The 23,665-nt window shown below is 67.9% G+C and carries 23 protein-coding genes and 1 tRNA gene; 12 read left to right on the top strand and 12 right to left on the bottom strand.

All coding sequences use genetic code 11. From position 1 onward, the window contains the following. Nucleotides 1-46: 46 nt before the first annotated feature. Together AC1REM_RS06365 and AC1REM_RS06360 are read right to left on the bottom strand one after the other, a co-directional pair. Entirely contained in the window at nucleotides 47-1,375 is a 1,329-nt protein-coding gene (locus AC1REM_RS06365) for an aminotransferase class I/II-fold pyridoxal phosphate-dependent enzyme (RefSeq protein ID WP_492513882.1), read from the bottom strand. A 57-nt stretch (nucleotides 1,376-1,432) separates the two neighbouring features. Beyond that, nucleotides 1,433-1,885 carry an Lrp/AsnC family transcriptional regulator gene (locus AC1REM_RS06360; protein WP_204939117.1) on the bottom strand — a complete coding sequence of 151 codons (453 nt, stop codon included), beginning with the start codon at nucleotides 1,883-1,885 and terminating at the stop codon, nucleotides 1,433-1,435. A 71-nt stretch (nucleotides 1,886-1,956) separates the two neighbouring features. On the opposite strand from AC1REM_RS06360, the gene AC1REM_RS06355 reads away from it, so the two are divergent. Both AC1REM_RS06355 and AC1REM_RS06350 read left to right on the top strand, forming a co-directional pair. Beyond that, the gene (locus AC1REM_RS06355) at nucleotides 1,957-3,384 is read left to right on the top strand and encodes a DUF6421 family protein (RefSeq protein ID WP_492513881.1); all 1,428 of its coding nucleotides are present in this window, start codon (nucleotides 1,957-1,959) and stop codon (nucleotides 3,382-3,384) included. A 126-nt stretch (nucleotides 3,385-3,510) separates the two neighbouring features. After that, nucleotides 3,511-4,152 carry an SDR family NAD(P)-dependent oxidoreductase gene (locus tag AC1REM_RS06350; RefSeq protein WP_492513880.1) on the top strand — a complete coding sequence of 214 codons (642 nt, stop codon included), beginning with the start codon at nucleotides 3,511-3,513 and terminating at the stop codon, nucleotides 4,150-4,152. Here the strand turns inward: AC1REM_RS06350 and AC1REM_RS06345 are convergent. From AC1REM_RS06345 to AC1REM_RS06330, 4 genes are all read right to left on the bottom strand, one after another. Then, the gene (locus AC1REM_RS06345; RefSeq protein ID WP_454126099.1) at nucleotides 4,149-4,439 is read right to left on the bottom strand and encodes a DUF4287 domain-containing protein; all 291 of its coding nucleotides are present in this window, start codon (nucleotides 4,437-4,439) and stop codon (nucleotides 4,149-4,151) included. The two genes, AC1REM_RS06350 and AC1REM_RS06345, sit on opposite strands and share 4 nt — an antisense overlap. 36 nt (nucleotides 4,440-4,475) lie before the next feature. Then, nucleotides 4,476-5,033 (bottom strand): DUF6578 domain-containing protein, encoded by a 558-nt coding sequence (locus tag AC1REM_RS06340; protein WP_492513879.1) that lies wholly within the window; start codon nucleotides 5,031-5,033, stop codon nucleotides 4,476-4,478. Between the two features lie 42 nt (nucleotides 5,034-5,075). Beyond that, nucleotides 5,076-5,148, bottom strand: a tRNA-Met gene (locus AC1REM_RS06335). Between the two features lie 59 nt (nucleotides 5,149-5,207). Next, entirely contained in the window at nucleotides 5,208-6,212 is a 1,005-nt protein-coding gene (locus AC1REM_RS06330) for a helix-turn-helix transcriptional regulator (protein WP_492513878.1), read from the bottom strand. 61 nt (nucleotides 6,213-6,273) lie between these two features. On the opposite strand from AC1REM_RS06330, the gene AC1REM_RS06325 reads away from it, so the two are divergent. Together AC1REM_RS06325 and AC1REM_RS06320 are read left to right on the top strand one after the other, a co-directional pair. Further along, nucleotides 6,274-7,326: an ABC transporter ATP-binding protein gene (locus AC1REM_RS06325; protein WP_492513877.1), complete on the top strand. Its 1,053-nt coding sequence runs from the start codon at nucleotides 6,274-6,276 to the stop codon at nucleotides 7,324-7,326. After that, on the top strand, nucleotides 7,323-8,102 hold the full coding sequence (locus AC1REM_RS06320; RefSeq protein ID WP_492513876.1) for an ABC transporter permease: 780 nt from the start codon (nucleotides 7,323-7,325) through the stop codon (nucleotides 8,100-8,102). Before AC1REM_RS06325 ends, AC1REM_RS06320 begins: the two co-directional genes overlap by 4 nt. 46 nt (nucleotides 8,103-8,148) lie before the next feature. On the opposite strand, the gene AC1REM_RS06315 is transcribed toward AC1REM_RS06320, so the two are convergent. Next, complete coding sequence (locus AC1REM_RS06315) at nucleotides 8,149-9,573, bottom strand: MFS transporter (protein WP_492513875.1); 1,425 nt, start codon at nucleotides 9,571-9,573, stop codon at nucleotides 8,149-8,151. 97 nt (nucleotides 9,574-9,670) lie between these two features. Between AC1REM_RS06315 and AC1REM_RS06310 the strand changes: the two genes are divergently transcribed. Next, a complete protein-coding gene (locus tag AC1REM_RS06310; protein WP_492513874.1) occupies nucleotides 9,671-10,735 on the top strand; it encodes a threonine aldolase family protein in 1,065 nt (354 codons plus the stop codon). A 20-nt stretch (nucleotides 10,736-10,755) separates the two neighbouring features. Here AC1REM_RS06310 and AC1REM_RS06305 read toward each other — a convergent pair whose 3' ends face one another. Next, nucleotides 10,756-11,358 carry an NUDIX hydrolase family protein gene (locus tag AC1REM_RS06305; RefSeq protein WP_492513873.1) on the bottom strand — a complete coding sequence of 201 codons (603 nt, stop codon included), beginning with the start codon at nucleotides 11,356-11,358 and terminating at the stop codon, nucleotides 10,756-10,758. Nucleotides 11,359-11,453: 95 nt separating this feature from the next. Between AC1REM_RS06305 and AC1REM_RS06300 the strand changes: the two genes are divergently transcribed. Further along, entirely contained in the window at nucleotides 11,454-12,113 is a 660-nt protein-coding gene (locus tag AC1REM_RS06300; RefSeq protein ID WP_492513872.1) for an alpha/beta hydrolase, read from the top strand. Here the strand turns inward: AC1REM_RS06300 and AC1REM_RS06295 are convergent. Both AC1REM_RS06295 and AC1REM_RS06290 read right to left on the bottom strand, forming a co-directional pair. Then, nucleotides 12,102-12,434, bottom strand: a complete 333-nt coding sequence (locus AC1REM_RS06295; protein ID WP_492513871.1) for a glycine zipper domain-containing protein — start codon at nucleotides 12,432-12,434, stop codon at nucleotides 12,102-12,104. The two genes, AC1REM_RS06300 and AC1REM_RS06295, sit on opposite strands and share 12 nt — an antisense overlap. A gap of 51 nt (nucleotides 12,435-12,485) precedes the next feature. Further along, nucleotides 12,486-14,150, bottom strand: coding sequence for a SulP family inorganic anion transporter (locus AC1REM_RS06290; RefSeq protein WP_492513870.1), 1,665 nt, complete (start codon nucleotides 14,148-14,150; stop codon nucleotides 12,486-12,488). 242 nt (nucleotides 14,151-14,392) lie between these two features. On the opposite strand from AC1REM_RS06290, the gene AC1REM_RS06285 reads away from it, so the two are divergent. Next, nucleotides 14,393-16,918 carry a LuxR C-terminal-related transcriptional regulator gene (locus AC1REM_RS06285; RefSeq protein ID WP_492513869.1) on the top strand — a complete coding sequence of 842 codons (2,526 nt, stop codon included), beginning with the start codon at nucleotides 14,393-14,395 and terminating at the stop codon, nucleotides 16,916-16,918. Nucleotides 16,919-16,922: 4 nt separating this feature from the next. Here the strand turns inward: AC1REM_RS06285 and AC1REM_RS06280 are convergent, their stop codons facing one another. After that, complete coding sequence (locus tag AC1REM_RS06280; RefSeq protein WP_492513868.1) at nucleotides 16,923-18,020, bottom strand: ATP-binding protein; 1,098 nt, start codon at nucleotides 18,018-18,020, stop codon at nucleotides 16,923-16,925. Nucleotides 18,021-18,172: 152 nt separating this feature from the next. Between AC1REM_RS06280 and AC1REM_RS06275 the strand changes: the two genes are divergently transcribed. The 5 genes from AC1REM_RS06275 to AC1REM_RS06255 all read left to right on the top strand — a co-directional run bounded on the left by AC1REM_RS06275 (nucleotide 18,173) and on the right by AC1REM_RS06255 (nucleotide 22,525). After that, nucleotides 18,173-19,120, top strand: a complete 948-nt coding sequence (locus tag AC1REM_RS06275) for a DUF1214 domain-containing protein (protein WP_492513867.1) — start codon at nucleotides 18,173-18,175, stop codon at nucleotides 19,118-19,120. 2 nt (nucleotides 19,121-19,122) lie between these two features. Next, entirely contained in the window at nucleotides 19,123-19,569 is a 447-nt protein-coding gene (locus AC1REM_RS06270) for a DUF6325 family protein (protein ID WP_492513866.1), read from the top strand. A gap of 1 nt (nucleotide 19,570) precedes the next feature. After that, nucleotides 19,571-19,936, top strand: coding sequence for an SHOCT domain-containing protein (locus AC1REM_RS06265; protein ID WP_492513865.1), 366 nt, complete (start codon nucleotides 19,571-19,573; stop codon nucleotides 19,934-19,936). 43 nt (nucleotides 19,937-19,979) lie between these two features. Continuing rightward, nucleotides 19,980-20,657: a GAP family protein gene (locus AC1REM_RS06260; protein ID WP_492513864.1), complete on the top strand. Its 678-nt coding sequence runs from the start codon at nucleotides 19,980-19,982 to the stop codon at nucleotides 20,655-20,657. 266 nt (nucleotides 20,658-20,923) lie between these two features. After that, the gene (locus AC1REM_RS06255) at nucleotides 20,924-22,525 is read left to right on the top strand and encodes an ABC-F family ATP-binding cassette domain-containing protein (RefSeq protein ID WP_492513863.1); all 1,602 of its coding nucleotides are present in this window, start codon (nucleotides 20,924-20,926) and stop codon (nucleotides 22,523-22,525) included. A 15-nt stretch (nucleotides 22,526-22,540) separates the two neighbouring features. Here AC1REM_RS06255 and AC1REM_RS06250 read toward each other — a convergent pair whose 3' ends face one another. Continuing rightward, nucleotides 22,541-23,521, bottom strand: coding sequence for a hypothetical protein (locus tag AC1REM_RS06250; RefSeq protein ID WP_492513862.1), 981 nt, complete (start codon nucleotides 23,519-23,521; stop codon nucleotides 22,541-22,543). Between the last annotated feature and the right edge of the window lie 144 nt (nucleotides 23,522-23,665).

The following is a 23,665-nucleotide window of genomic DNA, read 5'->3' as shown; positions in this document are numbered from 1 at the left end:
GCGTCGCGGGTCGGCGCGGGTCGGCGCGCCGCAGCACCCACCCGAGCTAGCGCCGGCCCCGGTTCGCGACGGCGATGCGGGCTTCCGAGATCGATGCGGCGAGGTCGTCGGCGAACGTGCGCATCTCCGCATCGTCGAGGGTGTGCGCGGTGATGCGCAGCTCGGGAGCGGACTCGTCGCCGTCGAGGCGGAACACACCGCCCGTGCGCACGAGCCAGCCCCGCCGCATCATGGACTCCGAGACGGCCCGGGCATCCGTGCCGCATTCGACCCACACGTTGAGGCCATCGTCACCGCGTTCGGCGATGCCACGCTCTCTCAACAGCGTCCGCAGCGCCTCGTTGCGCTCCGCATAGTGCGCGCTCGCCCCGGCGAGGTTGTCGGCCGTCGCCTCGTGGTCGAGCATCCCGACGGCCACCCGCTGCAGGATGCGACTGACCCACGTCGTACCGGGCGACAGGCGAGTGCGCAGCTGCTGCGCGGTGTCGGGGTCGCTCGCGAGCAGTGCGAGGCGCAGGTCCGGGCCGAGGAACTTCGACATCGACCGCACGAGCGCCCAGCGGGGATGCCCTTCCGGGATGATCGAGTGATAAGGCGTGCGCGCGAGCAGCGAGTAGTGGTCGTCCTCGATGATGAGCACGTGCGGCACGCCCACAAGCAGATCACGCAGCGCCGCGGCACGGCGTGCGGACAGACTGATCCCGGTGGGGTTGTGTGCCCGCGGTGTGCAGACAATCGTTCGCGCGCCGGCGTCGAGCGCAGCGGCGAGCCCTTCGACGGTCATGCCCTCGTCGTCGAGGGGGATGCCGATCGGCCGGTATCCGCCGAGCTTCACCGTGTTGATGCTCGAGAGGAAGCAGGGGTCCTCCAGGCCGAGCACATCGCCCTGGGTGAGCGACTGCGCGAGCAGACGCTCCATCGCATCCACCGCGCCGGACGTGACCGTGAGTTCGAACTCGCGAGGCTGCGCCTGCCGCATCCATGCCGTCGCCCACTCACGCAGATCCGCGTCGATCAGGGCGTCGCCGTAGAGCGCGGGCGTCCGCAGGTCAACCTCCGCGAGAACCGGGAGGGGCAGCAGGTCAGGATCAGGGTTGCCGCTGCCGAGATCGCGCAGCACCGTCTCGGGCGCGAAGCCCTCCTCCTCTGTGAGCACGGGAGCTCCGGCGACAATGGTTCCTGCGCGCCCGCGGCTGATGACGGCGCCGGCACGCGCAAGTGCCAGGTACGCGGAGGACACCGTGTTGCGGTTGACGCTGAGCTGCTCGGCGAGCGCGCGCACCGGCGGCAGGGGGTCGCCCGGATGAAGGATGCCGGCATCGATCTGCTGGCGGACGCTCTCGGCGATCTCGTTCGCCGTGGTGCCCGTGATCATGCGGCTCCTCTCCGTGCGCTGGTATCGCTCCAGCCTATTGGCGCGGAGACCGCGAACCTACGCGTCCAGAGGAACGATCGGCCGATGCTCGTAGTAGGTCTGGAGCACGACCGTCGATCGGGTGCTCACCGAGGCTGCCAGGCGGATGTCGCGGATGAGCTCCTCCAGAGCGCGTGGCGACGCGACCCGCACGAACAGCATGTAGCTGGCGTCGCCGGCGATGGAGTGGCAGGCCTCGATCGCCTCGAGGTGCTGCAGCAGTTCGGGGGCGTTGTCGGGCTGCGCCGGGTCGAGGGGGGTGATCTCGATGAAGGCGGAGAGAGGCGTCCCCACCTGCTCAGGGTCGAGGATGGCCCGATACCCGGAGATCACGCCCCGGGTCTCCAGCCGTCGCAGCCGTGATTGCACTGCGGAGATCGACAGGCCGACAGCGTCGGCGAGCTGGGCGAGCGTCGCACGCCCCTCGCGGGAGATCTCGGTGAGGATCGCCCGGTCTACAGAATCCACCATGCCGTAAGATTATCCATAGAAAACGTCAACCGCAGGAATATTTCCTGCAGACTTCACGATCGGAGGCACTGATGTCCCCCACCACCGCGAACAATGTTGTCGCACCGTCCGTCATCGGCGAACCCGAGGTCGTCGAAGACGCGTCCACTGCCGAGAACACTAGCGCGTGGGCGCAGCTCAAGAGTGCCGCCATCTCCCTTCGTGACCTGCAACGCACAGACGGGTCGATCCCGGATGCTTCGCTGCACCCGGCCGCGACGGAACTCGTCGCCACTCTCACCGCGGGCATCCGCGCGTTGACACCCGCTTTTCCGCATGATTCCGCCTATCTGAACGCATCCATCGTCGACTTCGAGCGCTGGGTGGCGGAAGGATTCGGCGTTCCCGACTTCTACGACTCGCTCGTCGCATTTCAGCCCCAGCAGCACCGCGTCGATGGCATCCGCCACCTCGTGGTCTTCCCGATGTACACGCAGAACGGATCGAACCAGCGGCTCGTCGAGGCGCTCATCGTGCAGGCCATCTGGCCGGAGTTCATCGCCGAGCTGGAGGCCGGCGACTACGGCAACAAGCTCTTCGTCTCACTGCGCCTGATCGATTTCACGCCTGGATATGACACGAACTCCGCTGTACTTTTTCCGGAGACCGTCGCCATGCGCGAGATTCCCACGTTCACGTGGGGCGCGATCTTCCAGGATCGGGAAGCGGCGCGGTACCGTCGCGTCGTGCGCGCGGCATCCGAGATCACCAAGCTCGACCTGCCCGAGCGTGCCGCGGCGATGCTCGACGACCAGGATCTGACCGAGAAGACGTTCGTGATGTGGGACATCATTCACGACCGCACGCACATGCGGGGCGACCTGCCATTCGATCCGTTCATGATCAAGCAGCGCATGCCGTACTTCCTGTATTCACTGGAGGAGCTGCGCTGTGATCTGACCGCGTTCCGCGAGTCGGTGAAGATCGAGCGGGCGCTCGCAGCGCGCGACGACCTCACGGAGATCGAGCGCGAGACGCTCGACCACGCGGGACTCGTGCAGTATGCGGTGATCTTCGACCGCATCTTCCGCTTCGCGATCACCGGTTCGCGGGTGCGCAACTACGACGGCCTCGGCGGGCAGCTGCTCTTCGCGTGGCTGCACCAGCGCGGCGTGCTGCACTGGACCGACACGGCACTCGCATTCGACTGGGACGGCGTACCGGATGCGGTCGTCGCGCTCGGTGATGCGGTCGACGACCTGTACTGGCGTTCGATCGACCGTCCGAAGACGGCTCACTGGCTGGCGGCGTACGACCTCGTGCGCGCCACGGTGACCCCGCACCCCGCGTCGGTGTGGGCGCGGGGCCTGTCGGACGAGGTCCTCGCGGGACCGCCGAAGGGCTACACGGATGCTGTGCTCGACGACGAGTTCCCTCTGTCGATGTTCTTCGAAGCACTCGACAAGAAGATGAAGCCGGTCATCGAGTCGACCGCCGGCATTCGCGGCAGCGACGACTGAGAGACCTGCTGCGGCCGCGTCGCGGCCCGCAGCAGCTGGGGACGCGAGGGTTCTGCGGCCGCACAGTGCGGGATATCCCGCCGTGTGCGGTCGCAGAACCCGCACCGATCCGCGAAGGTGGGAATCATGACTGTCAGCGAACGAACCATCGTCCTCGCCGGCGCCACGAGCGCTGCGGGCCTCACTCTTGCAACGACGCTGATCGCGGCTGGCGCGCGCGTGGTCGTGACGGGCCGATCGGCCGAGCGCCTCGAACCGTTGCGGGCGGCCGGTGCGCAGGTCGAGGTCGCGGATGCGACGTCGCTCTCGGACATGCGGGCGCTCGCTGAGCGTCTCGACCGGGTGGACGGCGTGCTGCCGCTCGTCGGCGGCTGGCGTGGCGGCGGTGGACTCGCGGGACAATCGGATGCCGACTTTGCTGCACTCCTCCCCTCCCTGGAGGCAGTGCGTGCGACGAGTCGCGCCTTCGACGCGGCACTGCAGGAATCGGAGGCTGGCCGCTTCGCGATCGTCTCATCGACGGCCGTGGCGCGTCCGCTCGCCGGTGGCGCGAACTATGCAGCAGTCAAGGCCGCGGCGGAAGCGTGGGCGCGTGCCGTCGCGCACGGCTTCGTGAAGACCGCCCGAGATTCCGAAGTGCCGCTGCGCGCAGCATCCGTCATCTTCCGCGTGAAGGCGCTCGATGCCTCGGCTCTGGCACCGGCTTTCCTCGACCTCTGGACGCAGGATGCCGCCGCGCTCAACGACAGCGTGCGCGACCTGAGCTAGCCGTTCGGGTTGCTCGCCTTACCGTCGAGCCACAGGGTGTCGGAGGCGTCGCTGTGCGTGCCACCGGTGCCGACGTGCTTGCTGCTGATCTTTGGCCCCTTCAGGATCACGTGCACCATCGCCTGCGCGTGGCCGTGCCCGAGGCCGTGCTCCTGCTTGAGCCAGTTGAGCACGACCGACGACTTCGTGCTCTCGTCGAAGCCCTGCTCCTTCGCGAGCGCGATGAACTGCCGCGGCGTGAGACCGGTCTGTTCTTCTGCCTTGTCGAGATACGCCTGGAAGGACATGGATGCTCCTGATCGTCGGGGAACGTGCGGGTCAGTCTATTGCCCAGCGACAGCCTGTTCATCGACATCGACGAGCCATCCGGGCTGCGTGCGGATGCGGTGCTCCGGTGGAGGGTCGCCGGAGCGATCGACAGGCGTACCGTGTTCACGTTCACCGGGGAGGCGCACACCACGGACGGGGACGAGCGTCGCCGAGTTCGGGACCGGGACGCTTTCGGAGATGTAGCGCGAAGGTCGGGACCCCACGATGATCCCGTTTCCCAGATCCTGTCGCGTATCCGGCCATTCCTCGCCGTCCGGCGGCATGCCCGCATCCGGCGGCGCCCCGTGTCCGGGTCGCCGCAGCGACCAGCGTTGAATGGACTCTTGTGTGACGGCGTAGACCGCCGCGACACGGCCGCGCACGCGATCCGCGTACTCCTCTTCGTGGTGCGACTCCGCCGCCTCCACGGTCGCGGCGAGATCAGGCCCGAGGGTGTCGATGAGGAATGCGTCGACGGTGCGCGACTGGATACCGAAGTCCACCAAATCGCCGACGGCGAAGGGATCGCCGCAGCAGCCCCACTCCCACCCGGACAGCCACACACGCGTCATGCGCTCAGGCTAGCGGAGCCGGTGACGGCCCTTCAGGGATAGACGCGACGGCGGGAGTCGAACCCGCAACGCCCGCAGGTATGAGCTGAGGCCCGGGACCACCCGGATCGCCGCGATGACCCCGACGTTACCGGGCCGTGACCTCGGCGGCTAGGTCTGTTGCCTGGGATATCCCTATGCGTCCGCGGATGACTGCGGTTCGCGAGGAGACGGAGCATCGAGAGCGCGCAGCATCCGCCCCAGCGCCTCTCTCAACGCGGCACGCTCCGGCTCGGGGAACGTCGTCGTGTACTCCACACCCTCAGGGATCCAGAGCATTCCGTACATCGCCTCCCGCCAGTCGGCGCCGCCGAAGGGCCACCGCGTGCGCCCGGCGTCCTCTGCGATCGCGCCCTGCGCCCATGGGCCGAACTGCGCCTGCACCTCCCCGAGCGGAAGCTCCATGACCGCATCGGCTTCGACCTTCTGTGGCGTCCAGGATGCCGCGACGGCGATGAGCTCCTCGACCTCCTCAGCGCTGATCTCGTGGCGAGTGAACAGCACGCGCGTGTGCTCGACCGATTCGATCCGATCCACACGGAACGTGCGCCAGTCATCGCGATCGAGGTCCCAGCAGAGCACGAACCATTTGCGTCCCGCGGGAGCCAGCGCGTGCGGCTCGACCCGGCGGATGCTCTCTCGCCCCTCCGCGTCGACGTAGCGGAGGCGCAAGCGCTCAGTGTCCCTCGTCGCGAGCGCGAGTTCGCCGAGCACCGCCGGGGAGACCGTGATCGCGGCCCCCATTCCGGGTGTCGTCTGGATCGATGCGGCGAGCGCGTGCACGCGCTGGCGCAGCCCTGAGGGAAGAACCTGCTCGAGTTTCGCGAGGGCCGTGAGCGTGAGTTCCGCTCCGCCCGACAACTGCTGGGTCGCCGCCACCCGCAAGCCGATCGCCATCGTGACAGCCTCATCGTCCGTCAACAGAAGCGGAGGCAGCGCGCTACCGGCTTCGAGCCGGTATCCGCCCGCGGACCCCGGCGTCGACTCGACGCGGTAGCCGAGCTCGCGCAGACGATCGACATCACGGCGCACCGTTCGTTCGGTGACTCCGAGCCGTGCGGCCAGCTCACCGCCCGGCCAGTGTCGGTGCGTCTGCAGCAGGTTGAGCAGTGCGAGGGCGCGCGAGGTGGTGTCGGACATGATCCAAGATTCTCATGCCTCCAGGACAGGATCTGTCCGCATAGTTTCCTACGCTCGCGGCATGACACACGAACCCATCATCGAGACCGAGGGCCTGAGCAAGGTCTTCACCGTCAAGAAGGCGCAGGTCGCCGCGGTGACCGACCTGACCTTCACGGCCGCACGAGGCGAGCTCGTCGCCTTCCTGGGCCCGAACGGCGCCGGGAAGTCGACAAGCCTGCGCATGCTCACAACGCTGATCCCGCCGACGTCCGGTTCTGCACGGGTCGTCGGCCACGACATCCGCACGGATGCCGCGGGCGTCCGCGCGCGAATCGGGTACGTCGGCCAGCTCACCAGCGGCAGCTTCTCGCAGCGCGTGCGGGATGAGCTGCTCAGCCAGGGCGCGTTCTACGGGATGTCGAAACGCCACAGCATCCGTCGCGCGGACGAGCTCATCGAATCTCTCGATCTCGGGTCGTTCGCGACGCGATCGGTGCGGCAATTGAGCGGAGGCCAGAAGCGGCGCCTCGACGTGGCGCTGGGACTCATGCACGCTCCTCCCCTGCTCTTCCTCGACGAGCCATCGACAGGACTCGACCCGCAGAGCCGCGCCAACCTGTGGGAGCACATCCTCACGCTGCGCGCGCAACACGGCACGACCGTGTTCCTCACGACGCACTATCTCGAAGAGGCCGACCGCTACGCCGAACGGGTCATGGTCATGGATCGCGGACGCATCATCGCCGACGACGACGCAGCGGCGCTGAAGGCGCAGCTCGCCGGCGACGTGCTGACGTTCGGCTTCGCGGATGCGGCAGAGGCCGCGCAGGCACACACCATCGTGAGCAGCCTCACCCCCGGCGAGATCACGATCGACCGGACGTCGTTGTCGCTGACAGCGCAGGACGGAGACCGTCTGCTGCCGGTCATCCTTCGGCAACTGGATGCCGCGGATGTCCGCGTCGTTCGCGCGACCGGCGTTCCACCGACCCTCGACGACGTCTTCCTCGCGCTCACCGGACGCACGCTCCGTGAGGCGGGCGAGGGCGATGCCACAGCAGGCGATCCCACGTCCGATGCCACGACCACCGCCGTCCCCGCTGCCCTCACCGAGACAGGAGTCCGCTCATGACCACCCCCGACACACTCGTGCGTCCGCATCTCCTGCGCGACACCAAGAACGTTCTGACTCGCGAACTCAAGCCGGTACTGCGCGATCCGTTCACGATGATCTTCAGCTTGCTGCAGCCACTCGTCTTCCTGGGGCTGTTCGGGCCGTTGCTGATCGGCAGCTCCGGAGAGCCGCCCGCGGAGACCCTCGCGTGGTTCGTGCCCGGAGTGCTCGTCATGATCGTGCTCTTCGGCACCGGCGCCACCGGCTCGAACCTTCAGTACGAGATGATGACCGGCTCACATGAGCGCACCCTGGTCGCACCTCTCGCCCGTTCCTCGCTGCTCACGGGTCGCGCACTCAAGGAGGTCGCACCAATCGTGATCCAGGCGCTTGTGATCGTGGCGATCGCGTGGGCGTTCGGTTTCGCGGTCAACCCGCTCGGGCTCGTGATCGGCCTGGTGCTGCTGGCGATCTTCGGCATCGGGCTCGGATCGCTGTCTTACGCGCTGGCGATCGCGTCGAAGGAGCGCGAATGGCTCTTCTGGGGTGTGCAGCAGATGCTGATCTTCCCCCTGCTGATCCTCTCCGGGATGCTGCTGCCGCTGGACGCGGCCCCCGAGTGGATGCGCGGGGTCGCTGCCGTCAATCCGGTCAACTGGATCGTGCAGGCCGAACGCGCGCTGTTCGCGGGAGACCTCGCCGACATCACCGTGCTGTGGGGATCGCTCGCGGCACTCGCAGTCGCGGCTGTGGGGCTCGTCGTCGGCGTGCGGGCGATCCGTCGCAGCAGCTGATCTGGCCCCGTGGCGGGCAGGCGCACTCGGCGCGCTGCCCGCCACATCAGTCGTTGGCCGCCGGGACGTTCTCTGCGGAGGAGGGCTTGCTCTCGGCGCCGGTCGCGTCTGTGACGAAGAGCGTACTCAAGCGTCGATACGCCTTCGTCGTGAAGGCGATCGCTCCCAGGGCGATCGTCGCGAGTCCCGCGAAGAAGAAGATGACCGCGATACCTCGCGCATCGCCCTCGCCGACGAGCCAGGACCACTGCGCGACTCCCGCCGGAGACTCCACGTGCGGGATGATCACATACTGCGCGAGCGGCGCGATCAGGAACGCCGTGACGGGCGCAGCGGACGCCTCCATCGCGGATGCGAGACCGAACACGCGTCCCTGACGCTCGAAAGGAACGGCCTTCTGGATCACGGTCTGCTCGGCCGCCTCGATGGCGGGGATCAACATCATGTACACCCAGATACCGAGCGCGTAGACCCACCACCAGTCACGGATCGTGAAAAGCGCCCCGAGCACACCCATGACCATCACCAGAGTGAGCATCGTGCGGATCGGATTGCGTCCCAGTCCGCGAGCGGCAACGACGATGCCACCGATCACGAACCCGGTGGATGCGACCCCGAAGACGATGCCCCACCACTGCACGGGCATGAGCTCGAGACCGTAGGGGTCCATGAGCGCCATGTACACGCCGCCGATGAAGTTGTTGAACATGGCGAAGAACAGCAGGACGAAGAGGCCCGGTACCGCGCGGATCGCAGAGACGCTTCCTCGGAAGTCCAGAGCGGACGGAGCATCCGGATCGACCTCCGGCGACTTCTCGGGGATCTGCACGAAGAGGATGTGCACGAGCGAGACCACCGTGAGTGCGACCGCGATGAGAAGCGTGCCCTGCATACCGAGGAAGCCGATCGAGAGACCACTGAACACACTCGTCGCGATGAAGGCGACGCCCTGCACCGTGCCGACCAGCCCGTTCGCGTTCGCATGACGTTCGACGGGGACCAGCAGCGTGACTGTCGTCGACAGGGCGATGTTGCGCATCTGCTCCACGACCGCCCCGAGCAGGATGACGCCCGCGAACAGCCAGAACCACGGACCCCCGAAATCGAGCAGAGCGGATTCGGGCTGCCAGAAGTACAGAAGCAGCGCAAGCACGAACGCGACGGCCGTCACCGCACTCGACAGCACGAAGACGGCCCGCTTGCGATGGCGATCGACGAAGGTGCCGAACACCATCGCGAACAGCGCGATCAGCAGCATGTAGGCCCCGCCGACGATGCCGGTCGCCATCACGTTCTCGGTCTCGAGGTACACCCAGAACGTCAGCCCGAACCAGAGGAAGCTCGTCGTCAGGTTCGCGACCGCCGTGTTGATGAGCACCTGGATGAAGCTGCGCATCGAGTGCGTGCCTGTGGACTCCGCAGGAGGGATCGAAACCTCACCTGCGGACGGATGCGGTGCGTCCTGGTTCACAGGAAAAGGGTAGTTCGGGGGGCGGACATTGGATAGGGGCGGTTGGCACGTACCACCGACGAGGCCGGATGTCAGCATCCGGAACTAGGCTGATCTGGTGACCCCACTGCATGACAGCGGCCTACGAGGCTTCGCATCAGACAACTACTCCGGCATCCACCCTGAGGTGCTCGCGGCGATCGCGGCGGTCAATGACGGCCACCAGGGCGCATACGGCGGCGACGTTTACACGGCTCGGCTGCAGGAGGTCTTCCAGCAGCACTTCGGCGAGGGCGTCGAGGCCTTCCCCGTCTTCAACGGCACCGGGGCGAACGTCACCGGCATCCAGTCGATGCTGCCCCGCTGGGGCGCGGTGATCGCGGCTTCGACAGCGCACATCAACGTCGACGAGGGCGGTGCTCCCGAGCGTATCGGCGCCTTCAAGATCCTGAACGTCCCGACCGAGAACGGCAAGCTCACTCCTGAGCTCGTCGATCAGGAGGCGTGGGGCTGGGGCGACGAGCACCGCGCGCAGCCGCTCGTCGTCTCAATCACGCAGTCGACCGAGCTGGGCACCCTCTACACGGTCGATGAGATCCGCGCGCTGGCTGATCACGCGCACGAGCGCGGCATGAAGCTGCACCTCGACGGTGCGCGCCTCGCGAACGCCGCCGCTGCCCTCGACCTGCCGCTGCGCGCCTTCACGCGCGACGCCGGCGTCGACGTGCTCAGCTTCGGCGGCACCAAGAACGGCGCGATGCTCGGCGAGGCGATCGTGGTCCTCAACCCCGAGGCATCCGACGGTCTGCGCTACTCACGCAAGTTCAACATGCAGCTCGCCTCAAAGATGCGCTTCGTCTCGGCGCAGCTCATCGCCCTGCTCGAGGGCGACCTGTGGCTGCGCAACGCGAGCCACGCCAATGCGATGGCCGCACGCCTGCGCCGCGAACTCGAAGAGGGCATCGCCGCGGGCACCATCAACGGTGTCGGCTTCACTCAGGACACCCAGTCGAACGGCGTCTTCGCGACTCTGCCCGACGGCATCGCGGATGCGCTGCGCGAGAAGTTCCGCTTCTACGACTGGGATGCCGCACGCAACGAGGTGCGCTGGATGTGCAGCTTCGACACGCAGGAGTCCGACATCGACGCGCTCGTCGCCGAGGTCGCGCGCCTCACGGCCTGAGCAGAAACGCAGCCCGCTGTCTAGCGGATGAGTCCGAGGTGCGCGACGGCCTGACGCACGAGCGCACCTCGGCCACCCTCCATCTCGGCGGCGAGGGCATCCGACACCGCCTCCTCCGGCGAGAACCAGGTGACCTCCAGCGCGTCCTGCCGCGGCTCGCACGTGCCGGTGACCGGGACGATGAAAGCGAGCGAGACCGCATGCTGGCGGTCATCGTGGAAGGCGCTCACGCCGGGAAGCGGGAAGTACTCGGCGACCGTGAACGGCGCCGGCGATGCCGGCAGCAGCGGGAAGGCCATCGGTCCGAGGTCGTTCTCGAGGTGGCGGAAGAGCGCATCGCGTACGGTCTCACCGAAGCGCACGCGCCCCGACACGATCGTGCGCTTCATCTCGCCCAGGGGGGTCGCCCGCAGCAGGATGCCGATGTCGGTCACCTGCCCGGATCCGTCGGTGCGCACCGGGACGGCCTCGACGTACAGCATGGGTAGCCTTCGGCGCGCCTCGGCGAGCTCGAACTCGCTGAGCCAGCCCGGGTTGCTGACGTCGGACACGCCGTCGCTGCCGAACTCGGGAAGCTCGTCGCCGGAGTCGGACGGATCGGGGTCTGGTGTGCGTACCGCCATGTGTCAGTTCTACCAGGGCGAACCTGCGAACACAGGAGCGGGCGCGGAAACTCCGTGAGAACGTCGATGTCGGCACCCGCTGGCAGGATGGAATCGTGACTGTTCCGCTTGTGCTCGATACGTCCGCGACCCGCTGGTCGGGTCGCGGCCCGGACGCGCCGCTGCTCGTTCTCCTGCACGGGTACGGCGCCGACGAGAACGACCTGTTCGGGCTCGTCCGCTATCTGCCGACCGGCATCGCCGTGGCATCCGTCGCGGCCCCGCTGTCTCCCCCGTGGCCCATGCCCGGGCGCTCCTGGTATCCGATCGAGGGGCTGAATGGCCGCTCATCCTCCGATGTGACGGCCGCAGCGCAGGCCGTGCTCGACTGGCTCGATGCCGAGGCTCCGGATGCCACGCGCGTGGCGCTGCTCGGATTCTCCCAGGGCGCCGCAGTATCACTGCAGGCACTGCGCCTTGCCCCCGAGCGCTTCGGTGCGGTCGTCGCACTGAGCGGGTATGCGGCGCCCGGCGCACTCGACGGCGACGCCGCGCTGCGGGAGCAGAAGCCCGCCGTCTTCTGGGGACGCGGCTCCCACGACGATGTCATCCCGGCGGCACTCATCGCGCACACGGCGCAGTGGTTGCCCGATCACAGCGAGCTCTCCGGCCGGGTCTACCCGGGGCTCACCCACAGCATCTCCGAAGACGAGCTCGACGACGTGCACGTCTTCCTCACGAAGTGGCGCGATCGTCCCGAAGAGTCAGCGGTCTGAGTCAGGCTCGTCTCTGCGCGGCGGAACGTCGGTCGGAGGCACATCGGTCGACGGAACGCCGGTCGACGGAGCATCCATGTACGGAGCGTCACCGTCCGGTTCGATGCCCGACGGCTCCGCGGGCGGCGCTTTCGGGCGGCCGGGCGCCCCGTTGACCGCGATCGCGAACACGAGACCGATCGCGATGCCTACTCCGATGCCCACGCCCATGTTCTTCGTGGCGACACCCATGGCGACTCCGACGCCCATGCCGAGCGCGATGCCCACGCCCCAACTCATGCGCTGCTTCGCCTCGTGCCTGCTCATCTCATCGCGTGCCATACGTCCACGGTAGAGCCGGGTGGGCGTGGGCGCATCCGTCGCGCGGCGGAGTCAGCTGTCTCCGCTGTGCGGCCCGTACCGCTCGCGCAGCACCCGAACGGCCTCACGAGTCGTGGCGAACTCCCCCACGCTCTCGTCCAGCAGCCCGAAACGGGCGAACCGCGCGCGGAGCTCTGGCCGAAGTCGCGACAGGCTGAACCCGATGCCCCTGGCGTCGAGAGCGTCTATCGCCCGACGCAGCGCTGCAGCTCCGGTCACGTCGACATCCGTGACGGCCTCGGCATCGAGTACGACAGTGCGGATACGAACGTCGCCGTCCCGAGTGGCGTCGTCGAGGAATCCGGCGAGCGTGGCGCCGTTTCCGAAGAACAGAGGAGCAGCGAAACGGACGACGAGCGTTCCTGCCTCGTCCGGCTGCGCGTCCTCGGCGACGTCCGTGAGCGAAGCATCCGGATCCGCGGGGATCGAGAGCGCCCTCACCTCCGGATGCGCCGCACGACGCACGAGGTTGACGAGTGAGAGGACGAACGCCAGCAACAGCCCGCCGATCGGGCCGAGGATCAGCACGCCCAGCACGCACGCGCCGCCGATGGCTGCCTCATATCGGGACTGCCTCGCGACCTGGCGCAACTCCGCGACGCCGAGGAGGCGGATCACGGCGACCGCCACGACTGCCCCGATCACCGGGGAAGGAATCCCCTTGAGCAGGCCCGTCCCGAAGAGCAGGAGGAGAAGAGATCCGAGCGCAAGGACGATGCTGGGCAACTGCGTGCGCGAGCCGAGCTGATCCATCGCCGCGGTTCGCGAGGTCGACGAGCCCACGGCGAACGAGAGGGACAGCCCTGCGGCGACATTCGCGGCGCCGAATGCGGCAAGGTCGCGATCAGCGTCGACCCGGTGGCCGCGCAGATCGGCGTACGAGCGCGACACGAGCACACCCTCCGCCATCGTGATCAGCGCCAGCGCCAGCGCAGAGGGAACGATCGCCATCCACTGTGAGAGCGAGAGCGAAGGCAGATCGAACCGGGGCGGCCCCGCCGGCACCGCACCCAGCACCGCCACCCCGCGCTCGTCCAGCCCGAAGGCGACGGTGACGAAAGTTGCGACGATGAGCACGACGAGCGCTGCGGGAACCTTCGGCGCGAACCGTCTTCCCGCGAGCAGCAGGGCGAGGGCTGCGAGTGCCATCACCGCGGAAAGCGCGGATGCCTCGCCCAGGCGTGTCACGAGCGACGCGATGTTCTCGAAGAACTCGCCACCGCTCTCGATGCTGATGCCCAGCATCTTCGCGATCTGGCTGAGCAGCACTTCGAGCGCGAGCCCCGCGACAAATCCCACGAGGATCGGCTTCGACAGGAAGTTGGCGAGGAAGCCGAGCTTCAGCCAGGACGCGATAACTAGGGCGAGCCCGCAGATGATCGCCTGTGCGGCCGCCATCGTGGGAAAGTCCGCGCCGGCGATGCCCAGCCCCGTGAGAGAGGAGAAGACGAGTGCCGCCGCGGCGGCGTCTGGGGACGCCACCACCTGCCGAGAGGAGACGAGAAGCGCGTACACGACAGTCGGCACGACGAGCGCGTAGAGTCCCGCGGTCACAGGGAGCCCCGCGATCTGGGCGTAGCCGATGTTCAGAGGCACCGAGATCGCCAGCAGGGTCACGCCGGCGATAGCCTCGCGCAGGACATTATGGCGGGTCAGCCCCGCGAGCGGTCGCCGCATCGATCATCCTCCTTATGGCTCGCAGGGAAGGAGCGCTTCCCACCATGGCTCATCGTCTGGACCCCGCGGAAGGACCCGTCGCCGATCTCATCCAGAGATGATGACCGTGGCTGCGGCAGGTCTATCGCCGACGATGCGCCCCCTCGCGTATCCCGCTCACTAGAATCTGCCCTGTGAGGGAGCAGTCGATGCGGGTCCGGGGGGCCTCGCCGTGGAGTCTGATGTCACCGCCGGAGTCGGCGATGACCGCGCCCGCGCGTCCGCGTCTCCTTGCCCACCTCGACGCCGCAGTGCGGGACTACCCGCTGACGCTGCTCGCCGCCCCCTCCGGCTACGACAAGACGACGCTCCTCTCCGCCTGGGCGCTGCGGAGCACCGCACACACCGCATGGCTCACACTCACTGCCCACGACGACATGGACGAAGAGCATCTCCTCACTGGGATCCGGAGCGCACTGCTCCAGATCGACGGAATCGCGCTCTCCTCGTCGGGCTCCGCGCCGTCCGCGGATGCCTGGCAACGGCTGACCGCAGTGGTCGACGGCCTCGGCGCACCGGTCACGCTCGTGATCGACGATGCCCACCATGCGGGGGCCGCACTCACACCCCATGTTCTCCACACCCTCATCGCGCGCACGGAGGGAAGAGTGCGCATCATCGCGGCCGGGGCTCCCGCGCTCCGCACCTGGTTCGCCGGTGCCGTAGCAAGTCAGCGTGCGACGACGCTCTCCGCCCGTGACCTCGCGGTCACCGTCGAGGAGGTCATGGAGGAGTACGCCCACTGGGACGCCCAGATCACAGAAGCCGAGGCGGGCGCGCTGATCACTTCGAGCAGCGGATGGCCCATCGCTGCGCGCCTGCACCGATTGACCGCACACGCACAAGACAGCCGCGGAGCGACAAGCGGACAGCTTTTTCCCGAGCCCGAACACGCCGCTCTGCTGACCGACTACATCGCAGATCACGTCCTCGGCAGACTTCCTCCCGCACTCGCCGAGTTCGTCCTCTCCGCCACCACCTGCTCACTGCTCACACCCGCACTGGCGCAGGCGCTGACGAGCGAGCCGGACAGCGAGCGCTTCCTGGAGGAGTGCATCGCGCACGGACTCTTCCTCACGCGATACCGGGATGCCGAAGGGAACGCGCTCTACCGCTGGAACGAAGAGTTCGCGACTCGGTGCCGTGACATCCTGGCGCGCTCGAACGGCGTGCGTCGTCGTGCCCTGGACACGCTCGCGGCGCGCTGGCTTGCACCGCACTCCCCCGCGGAGGCGATCACGCACGCCCTTCGCGCCGGCGCGGATGACGTGGCCGTCGACATCATCCGCACGATGTGGTTGCGAGTGATCACCGAATCGGGCGCGAGACAGCTCAATGCCCAGTGCCTTCGGCTCTCACCCGAACTGCGCAACCACCCTGAACTCCTCGTGATCCGTGCCGCGTGCCTCAACCTGCTCGATGACACGACTGGCTCGACGCTGCTGCACGCACAGGCGACAGCGACGGGAGGGTCAGACCCGAACTTCGTAGCGACAGAGGCCTTCGCCGCCCTGTTCCTCACCGATGACTCCGCTGTCCTCGCGTCCGCCGCCGATCGCGCACGCACCGTGATGACGCATGCGTCATCCGATCCCTCTCTGAACGCGTATCGGGTGTTCCTGCTCGGATGGGTGGAGCTGCGCCTTCGGCGCGACCCACCGTCGGCTGTGCGGCTGCTGCAGTCAGCCGTTCTCGAAGCCGATGCCGGCGCACGCCCGATCCTTGCCCGACGAGCCCGCGGCAACCTCGCCTTCGCCCTGGGCTACGGCGGGCACCTCAAGCACGCTCGTCGCCTGCTCGACGATGGCGACGACGCCGCAGATCATGCGGAGGACTGGTTCCACTACGACGGGGGGATCGCCCTGTTCGCGAGAGGCTTCGTCGACTACTGGCAAGCGCGGACAGGCGACGCACGCACTGTGTTCCGTGCCCTCCTCTCACAGGGTGGGCATGAGGCGTCCTACGCCGCGCTCGCCCGCGTCTACATGGCACTCAGCGCAGCAGACGACGGGAACCCCGACGAGTGGGAGTCCGCCCGGGCCGAGCTCGACGGCATCAGCACGCAGCGCGTGCACGGGCTTCCGTGGCCCACCTACCGGGCCATCGCCGACGCCCGGCTGCTCTCCGCCGCGGGAGACCATGAGCGCGCCCTTGAGATACTGGCAACGATCACCGACATGGACGACGTCCCCCTCGTCAGCGTCATCGCGGCAGAAGTGCTCCGCAGCGCCGGACGCTCAGTCGAAGCCATCCGCGTCCTCGCCCGGATCTCAGCACAGGCCCGCCGGGTTTCCCTCGTGGCCTCCTCCGGATACCTCACATCCGCGCTCATCGCTCATGAGCGGAGCGATGCGACGCAGAGCCGGAGACTGTTCGAGCGGGCCCTCGACGTCGCCATTCCCGAGGGGATTCTGCAGCCCTTCACCAAACGCGACGCCCGCTACCGTGCCCTCCTCGCCGATCACGCAGCGGCAGGAACCGCCCACGGCGGGTTCATCGCCGCGCGGATCACCGCCTTCGATGCCACCACGCCCGAAGGCGACGCTGTCGGTCTGCCGCTCTCGGCGCGCGAGCGCGAGATCTTCGGCTATCTGTGCACGACCATGACCTCCGAGGAGATCGCCCAGGCGCTGTTCGTCTCCGTCAACACGATCCGCACGCACCAGCGCGCGATCTACCGAAAGCTTGGCGTCGCAAACCGCCGCGAGGCCGTCCGCTTCCGTACCTGAGCGCTCAGGCCGGCGGCGTCCCCCGCAGCGGCACACGCACGTCGCCGCCGCCCTCCTCCGTCACGCGCTCTCCCATCTGCACGAAGGTCGGTTCGGCGATGAATCCGCCGGCAAAGAGCGCCTGCCCGAGGCCGAAGCTCGCGGAGCGCCGTACCTCCTCCTCGCCGGCGAAACCGAACACCTCGGAGAGCTCCAGGAGGTCGCGCGGGGCATTGACGCGCATGAGTCCGAGGTTGTCGCACTGCGAGAGCACATTGGGGTGGATCTTCGTCGGACGCTGCGTGGAAAGCAGCAGCCACAACCCGAACTTGCGCCCCTCCGCGGCGATCTGCACGAGCTGCTCCGTCAGAGCGCGTTCGACATCGGTGCGCGGATGAGGGGAGCAGAGATTGTGCGCCTCGTCGATCACGATCAGGATCGGTCGCCGTTCCTCTCGCCGCGCCCACAGATGCTCCAGCACAGCCAGAGCAGCGACCTTGGATTCGGCGGGGTGGGTGAATCCGCCGAGATCGAGAACTGTTCCACGCGGTCGCTCATCAATCACATCCACGACCGAGGATTCGCCGCGCGACCAGAGGTCCCAGCGGAGCACCTCCAGATTGTCGATGCGGTTAGCCAGACGAATCTGTCCCGGGTCGCCGGACCCGCGGAGTCGCGCCAGCATCTCCGCGGCGCTGAAAGTCTCTGCGCGCTCGTCCGAATTCAGAAGGACGTTGTACTCCTCTGCATCTGTGATCGGATCGAGCCGTAGCAGCGCCGCCTTCGATGCCGTGGACAGATCAAGATAACGGACGTGCAGGGGCTCACCCTCACCCGCAGATGAGCGGAAGACGCGGATATCGGTCTCTGCCAGCCGCTGCGCGTCTTCGGCGTTCGCGGTCGACCGCGCCTCGGGGATGTGCACGAAGTCGGCGTTGGGGTCAAGGATCAAGATCGGCAGCTCCGTGTGCAACAGCAGCTGCTCCAGTACGACGCCGAGCGCGTAGGTCTTTCCGCTGCCGCTCTGCCCGCACCAGAATGTGTGCCGGTTGAACCGCCGGGCATCCAGACGCACCGGCGCCTCCGGGTCCCCCAGCACAGAGCCGATCGTCACCTCGGTCATCGTCTTCCCTTCGTCGTTCCGGATCGTTCCGATCCTCTCGTGCATACCGACGCGCTCGACAGAGTCATGGCCGAGAAATCATCCGCAGATGATGATGCGCCGGCGCCGTCCCCCCGTGAGGATGACAGGACCTGCGCAGAAAGGGCACCACCATGACGACCGCACCGACCCCCGTCACGTTCGCGAACTTCGTTCGCGCGGAGAGCGACCGGATGTTCGCCGGCATCGCCGCCGCAGCACCCGCGCCGAACACGTGGAACCACTACTTCTCGCCGACGCCGGTCGACAAGCAGACGGTGATCCGCATGAACCGTGACACCCTCTACAGCGCCATCATCCTGGATGTGTCGCGCGGGGCCACGATCACGATCCCCGATGCCGGAGAGCGCTACGTGTCAGTCATGCTCGTCAGCCAGGATCACTACATCCCCCGTGTACTGCACAGCGGCGGGACCTACGAGCTGACCGCGGAGGAGATCGGCAGCGACTTCGTCCTCGCCGCGGGCCGTATTCTGGTCGACCCCGAGAACCCCGACGACATCGCCACGGTCAACCAGCTCCAGCGGCAGTTCGCAGCGACCTCGGCGGGCGGCAGGATCTTCACACCGGTGGTCTGGGATGAGACGTCCTTCGCGGCGACCCGTGCCGCCCTCATCGAGCTCGCCAAGGGCCTGGGTGGCATGGAGGGATGCTTCGGGCGAAAGGAAGACGTCGACCCGATCCGTCACCTGCTCGGAACGGCCTCGGCTTGGGGCGGTCTCCCCGTCGAAGAGGCGTACTACATCAACGTCAATCCTGAGCTGCCCGTTGGCGAGTACGAGCTGGTGGTCGGCGATGTGCCCGTCGACGGCTTCTGGTCGATCACCCTCTACAACGCGGAGGGCTACCTTGAGCCCAACTCCACGAACGCTTACAGCATCAACAACATCACCGCCGCCCACAATGAGGACGGGACGGTGACCGCGCGGTTCGGCGGCGACCCCCACCGCCCGAACACCCTGCCGATCATGGAGGGCTGGAACTACCTCGTCCGCCTGTACCGTCCGCGTCCCGAGATCCTCGACGGCTCGTGGACGTTCCCGACCATCGGAGGTCGCTGACGATGTCTGAGGAGTTCGCCTTCGGCCCGGTCGAGGTCTTCGTCGTCGAGTTCGACGGTGACGCCCCGGATGCGGGTGTGCTCGCCGCCGTCGCCGACCTTGCCGTCTCCGACACTGTGCGTGTGCTCGACCTCGTGATCGCCGTGCGGCGCTCAGACGACTCTGTGCAGATCACCGAGATGCGTGAAAGCGCCACCGGCGTGATCTCGCAACTCGTGATGGACCTCGAGGGCGTCATCGGCGAGGACGACATCTCCGAAGCGATCGCCCAGACCCCGGCCGGTTCTGGCGTTGCCATCCTGGCGCTCGAGATGCGCTGGGCGAGAACGCTCTCCTCCCGCGTCTCCGAGGCAGGGGGACGCGTCGTCCGTGCCGAGCGCATCCCCGCGCCCGTCGTCAACGAACTGGTCGCCCTCGCTCTGGGCACCCCTGCTCAGGAAGAGGTCTGAGATGCCCATCCTTCGACGCGCCGGTCGTCCCGGCCTCCTCGGGATGGCGGCCCGCACGGCCGTCGTCGCCGGCACCGCGACCGCCGTGAGCGGCGCCGTCGCCCAACGCCAGCATGCGCGTGCAGCTGAGCACCAGGCGATGGAGCAGCAACAGGCCGCGGCCTACGCGCAGGCCGCGGCCGCCGCAACCGCGCCGGTCGCTCCGGCTCCAGCTCCGGCTCCGGCTCCGACTCCGGCTCCGGCTCCGGCTCCGGCTCCGGCGAACGATGTCGTCGCCCGCCTGCAGCAGCTTGGCGAACTGCACCAGCAGGGCCTTCTGTCCGCCGAAGAATTCGCCCTCGCGAAGCAGCAGCTGCTCTCGTCCTGAGTCCCTCCGGGTGCGAAACGCCCGCGCAACAAGGAGAAATCGAATGCTGGAATCCCTCGGCAGCGTGCTGCCCAACGCTGTTGCGATCGCGATCAGCCCCCTGCCGATCATCGCCGTGATCCTCATGCTCATGTCGCCGCGCGCACGACAGCTGGGGGTCGGATTCCTGCTCGGCTGGGTCATCGGCGTCTACGCGGCCACGACCGTCTTCACCCTGCTCGCCGGCGTCATCCCCGAGCCGGATTCCTCCGGAGGATCACGTCCGGTGATGGCGGTGATCCAGCTTGTTCTCGGCGCCCTCCTCGTGCTGCTCGGAGTGCGGCAGTGGAAGTCCCGGCCGAAGCCCGGCGAAGATGCGGCGCTTCCTGCATGGATGTCCAAGATCGACTCGATGCGCCCTTTGGCCGCGCTCGCACTAGGCTTCGCGCTGGCTGCGGTCAACCCGAAGAACCTGCTCATGGCCGCCGCGGCGGGTACCGTGATCGGACGTGCCGCGGAGTTGACGATCGGAGGTCAGCTCGCGACGATCGGACTCTTCACCGTCATCGCCGCGCTGACCGTCGCCGTACCGGTGCTCCTCGCTGTCTTCGCCCCGAAGAGAGCGGCGAGCGTTCTCGCCAGCGTGCGCACCTGGCTCGCTGCGCACAACGCAGCCATCATGACCGTGCTCTTCCTGGTGCTGGGGGCGCAGGTGATCGGCAAGGGACTGGCCGGCTTCTGACGAAGTCCCCCTTCGCCTCGGGCCACCAGCGGATGCGCGCACGACACGCCCGGGTTGCACGAACCGTCGCCGGTCGATAGTCTCGTCGAGTCCTGTCCGCCGTGTTGGGAAGTCCCTTGATCTGAGTCGTCGCCTCCGCGTTCTGTCCACGCGCTGACCCGACGACCCTTCCCGCCCTGAGCGTCTGCTCCGGCATCCGGTCCTTTCGACGTCTTCGACGACCGTCTCGTCGTGCAGCGCACCCGCATACCCTCCGGGAGCCGCTCATGTTCACACCCTCTTCCTCATCGGTCGTTCTCGACCAGCTCACCTTCGTCTGGCCCGATGGCTCCGTCGCCCTCGACGCACTCTCCGGTGCCTTCGCCGCCGGGCGCACCGGTCTCGTCGGCCGCAACGGCTCGGGCAAGTCCACACTGCTGCGTCTCATCGCCGGCGAACTCACACCGACGGCGGGAACTATCGCACGCAGCGGCGAGGTCGCCTATCTGCCTCAGCAACTGACGCTCGACACGACCGCTCGGGTGGCCACGCTGCTCGGCGTCGCCGACGCGCTGGACGCCGTACGGGCGATCACCGCCGGTGACGTCGACCCCTCGCACTTCGACGCCGTCGGTGACGATTGGGACGTCGAGGCGCGCGCGCAGGTGGCGCTCGCCGACGCCGGGCTCGACCCCTCGTTCCTCGACCGCACCGTCGGCGAGCTGTCGGGAGGCGAAGCCGTGCTCGTCGCGGTCGCCGGCATCCGCCTTCGCCGCGCACCGATCACGCTTCTCGACGAGCCGACCAACAACCTCGACCGCGACGCGCGGGCACGGCTCGGCGACATGGTGCGCGCGTGGCGCGGGACTCTGATCATCGTCAGCCACGACACGGCACTGCTCGAGCTCATGGATGCGACCGCGGAGATCTATGGCACGGAGCTGACGGTCTTCGGCGGACCCTATTCGCAGTGGCGCGCCTGGCTCGACTCGGAGCAGGAAGCCGCACGCCAGGCGGAGCGGACCGCCGCGCAAGCCGTGAGACGGGAGAAGCGCGAGCGCATCGAGGCGGAGACGAAGCTGGCCCGACGCGCTCGCACGGCGAAGCGCATTCAGCGTGAGCAGAACATGCCGAAGATCATCGCGAATCATCTGAAGAACTCGGCAGAGCTGTCTGCGAGCAAGCTGCGCGGAGACATGCAGTCGCGGGAGTCCGCGGCGCGAAGCGCGCTCGATGAAGCGGGGCACCGGGTGCGCAGCGACGAGAGCATGAAGATCGAGCTGCCCGACCCCGGGCTCTCCCCGTCACGACGCGTGGCAACGTTGCGTGACGGCGAGCGCGAGTGGATCATCCAGGGCCCCGAGCGGGTGGCCTTGATCGGCACCAACGGGGTCGGCAAGACGACGCTGTTGCGGATGCTGGTGGCGGGAGGCGAGCACGCCTCCTCAGATCTGAGGAGGTGCGTACCGCACACCGACCGCATCGGCTACCTGTCTCAGCGCGTCGACGGCCTGGATGACGGGCGAACGGTTCTGGAGAACGTCACCACGGCAGCGCCGCACGTCCCGGATAAGGAGCTCCGCAACCGCCTGGCGCGCTTCCTGCTGCGAGGATCGACCGTGGACCGCCCGGTGGGGGCGCTTTCCGGCGGCGAGCGCTTCCGTGCTGCGCTCGCGCAGCTGCTGCTCGCCGAGCCCGCACCACATCTGGTCGTTCTGGACGAGCCGACGAACAACCTCGACCTGGACACGGTCGATCAGCTCGTCGAAGCGCTGCGCGCCTATCGCGGCGCCGTGCTCGTCGTCAGCCACGATGATGCGTTCCTCGACCGGCTCGATCTCGATCTCACGCTCGAGCTCGACCACGAGGGACTCCGCGCCATCGGCTGAGGCAACGGGGTCGTCTCAGTCGCCGAAGCGCACCTCGACGTCGCTGCCGCGCACCGAGACGGTCCCGCTGAGCCACAGCGCGGCTTCCTCCTGCGTCTCGCCGCTGGCGGTCGCCGGCGTGTACACGGCGCGGATCCACCCGTCGTCGAAGGAGAACCTCGTACCGGTCTCGTCGAGTTCGACGCTGGGCGGGGCGTCCATCCCCCAGGCCACGGGCACACCGGTGGCATCCGCGCTGGCCCGGAACGGGCATCCGTCCGGGGCCATCGTCGCCTGCGCCATGCAGCCAGCGAGCACCGCTTCCACCTCTTCCTGCACGGCCCGCTGTAGACGTTCGGTCGGCCGGAGGTCGACCGTGCCGGGTGAGTTGTCGATGCCGACGGTGATCGTGTCGGAGGTGGGCGCGTAGTAGTCGCCAGCGACGCCGAGCGGGTACACGGCGGGATACATCGTCACCCAGGCCACGTCTCCGCGGGCGGGTGCAGCGATCGGGACGCCCGCGATCGTCACGGGCGCAGGGCCGGATGCTTCGAGCAGGAAGGCCACCGAGAAGGGCGCACGCACCTGCCAGGTCGGGATCACGCCCCACAGCGGCGGTCCGGCAATGAGATCGAGGCGCTCGTCGTACTTCTCTCCGGCGAGAGTGAAGGTGATGTCAAAGCTCGCGATGTCGACGTCGGAGGCCGGATGCTGCGCGACGGACACGTCGCTGATCCGCTCGACCGCTGACTGCAGCACCTCGTCCGTGAGCAGGGCGTCATCACGGAAACCGGCGACCCCCGGATGCGAGGGGGCCAGCATCGCGGCGGCGGCAGTCGCATCGCCGGACGCGATGTGCCCGAGGTAGCGTTCGGCGACAGCCTGGGGCGCATGGGCGTACATGAACGCGACGACGCCGAGGGAGACCGCGACGACGACCGCCGCAAGCGCGCCGGAGAGGAGCCAGCGACGGCGCGCCGGGGACGATTCGGGGGTGGGTTCGTCCTGCGGTTTCATGCGATCCTCCGCCGCTCTTTCTATCAGTCGCGCGAAGGCAATCCGAGGTTATCAACAGCGTGACGCCGCACTTCGTTCACTCGCGTCGCTGCGCCGTCCGATGGGCGCGGCTGTGACCGTCGGGCGGATGTCGGCGGCCTCCGC

This window comes from Microbacterium sp. GW823-FHT02G05, from assembly GCF_058797175.1.
Note: the sequence above shows the minus strand (reverse complement) of the source record. Positions and strands in the feature narration are given on the sequence as shown.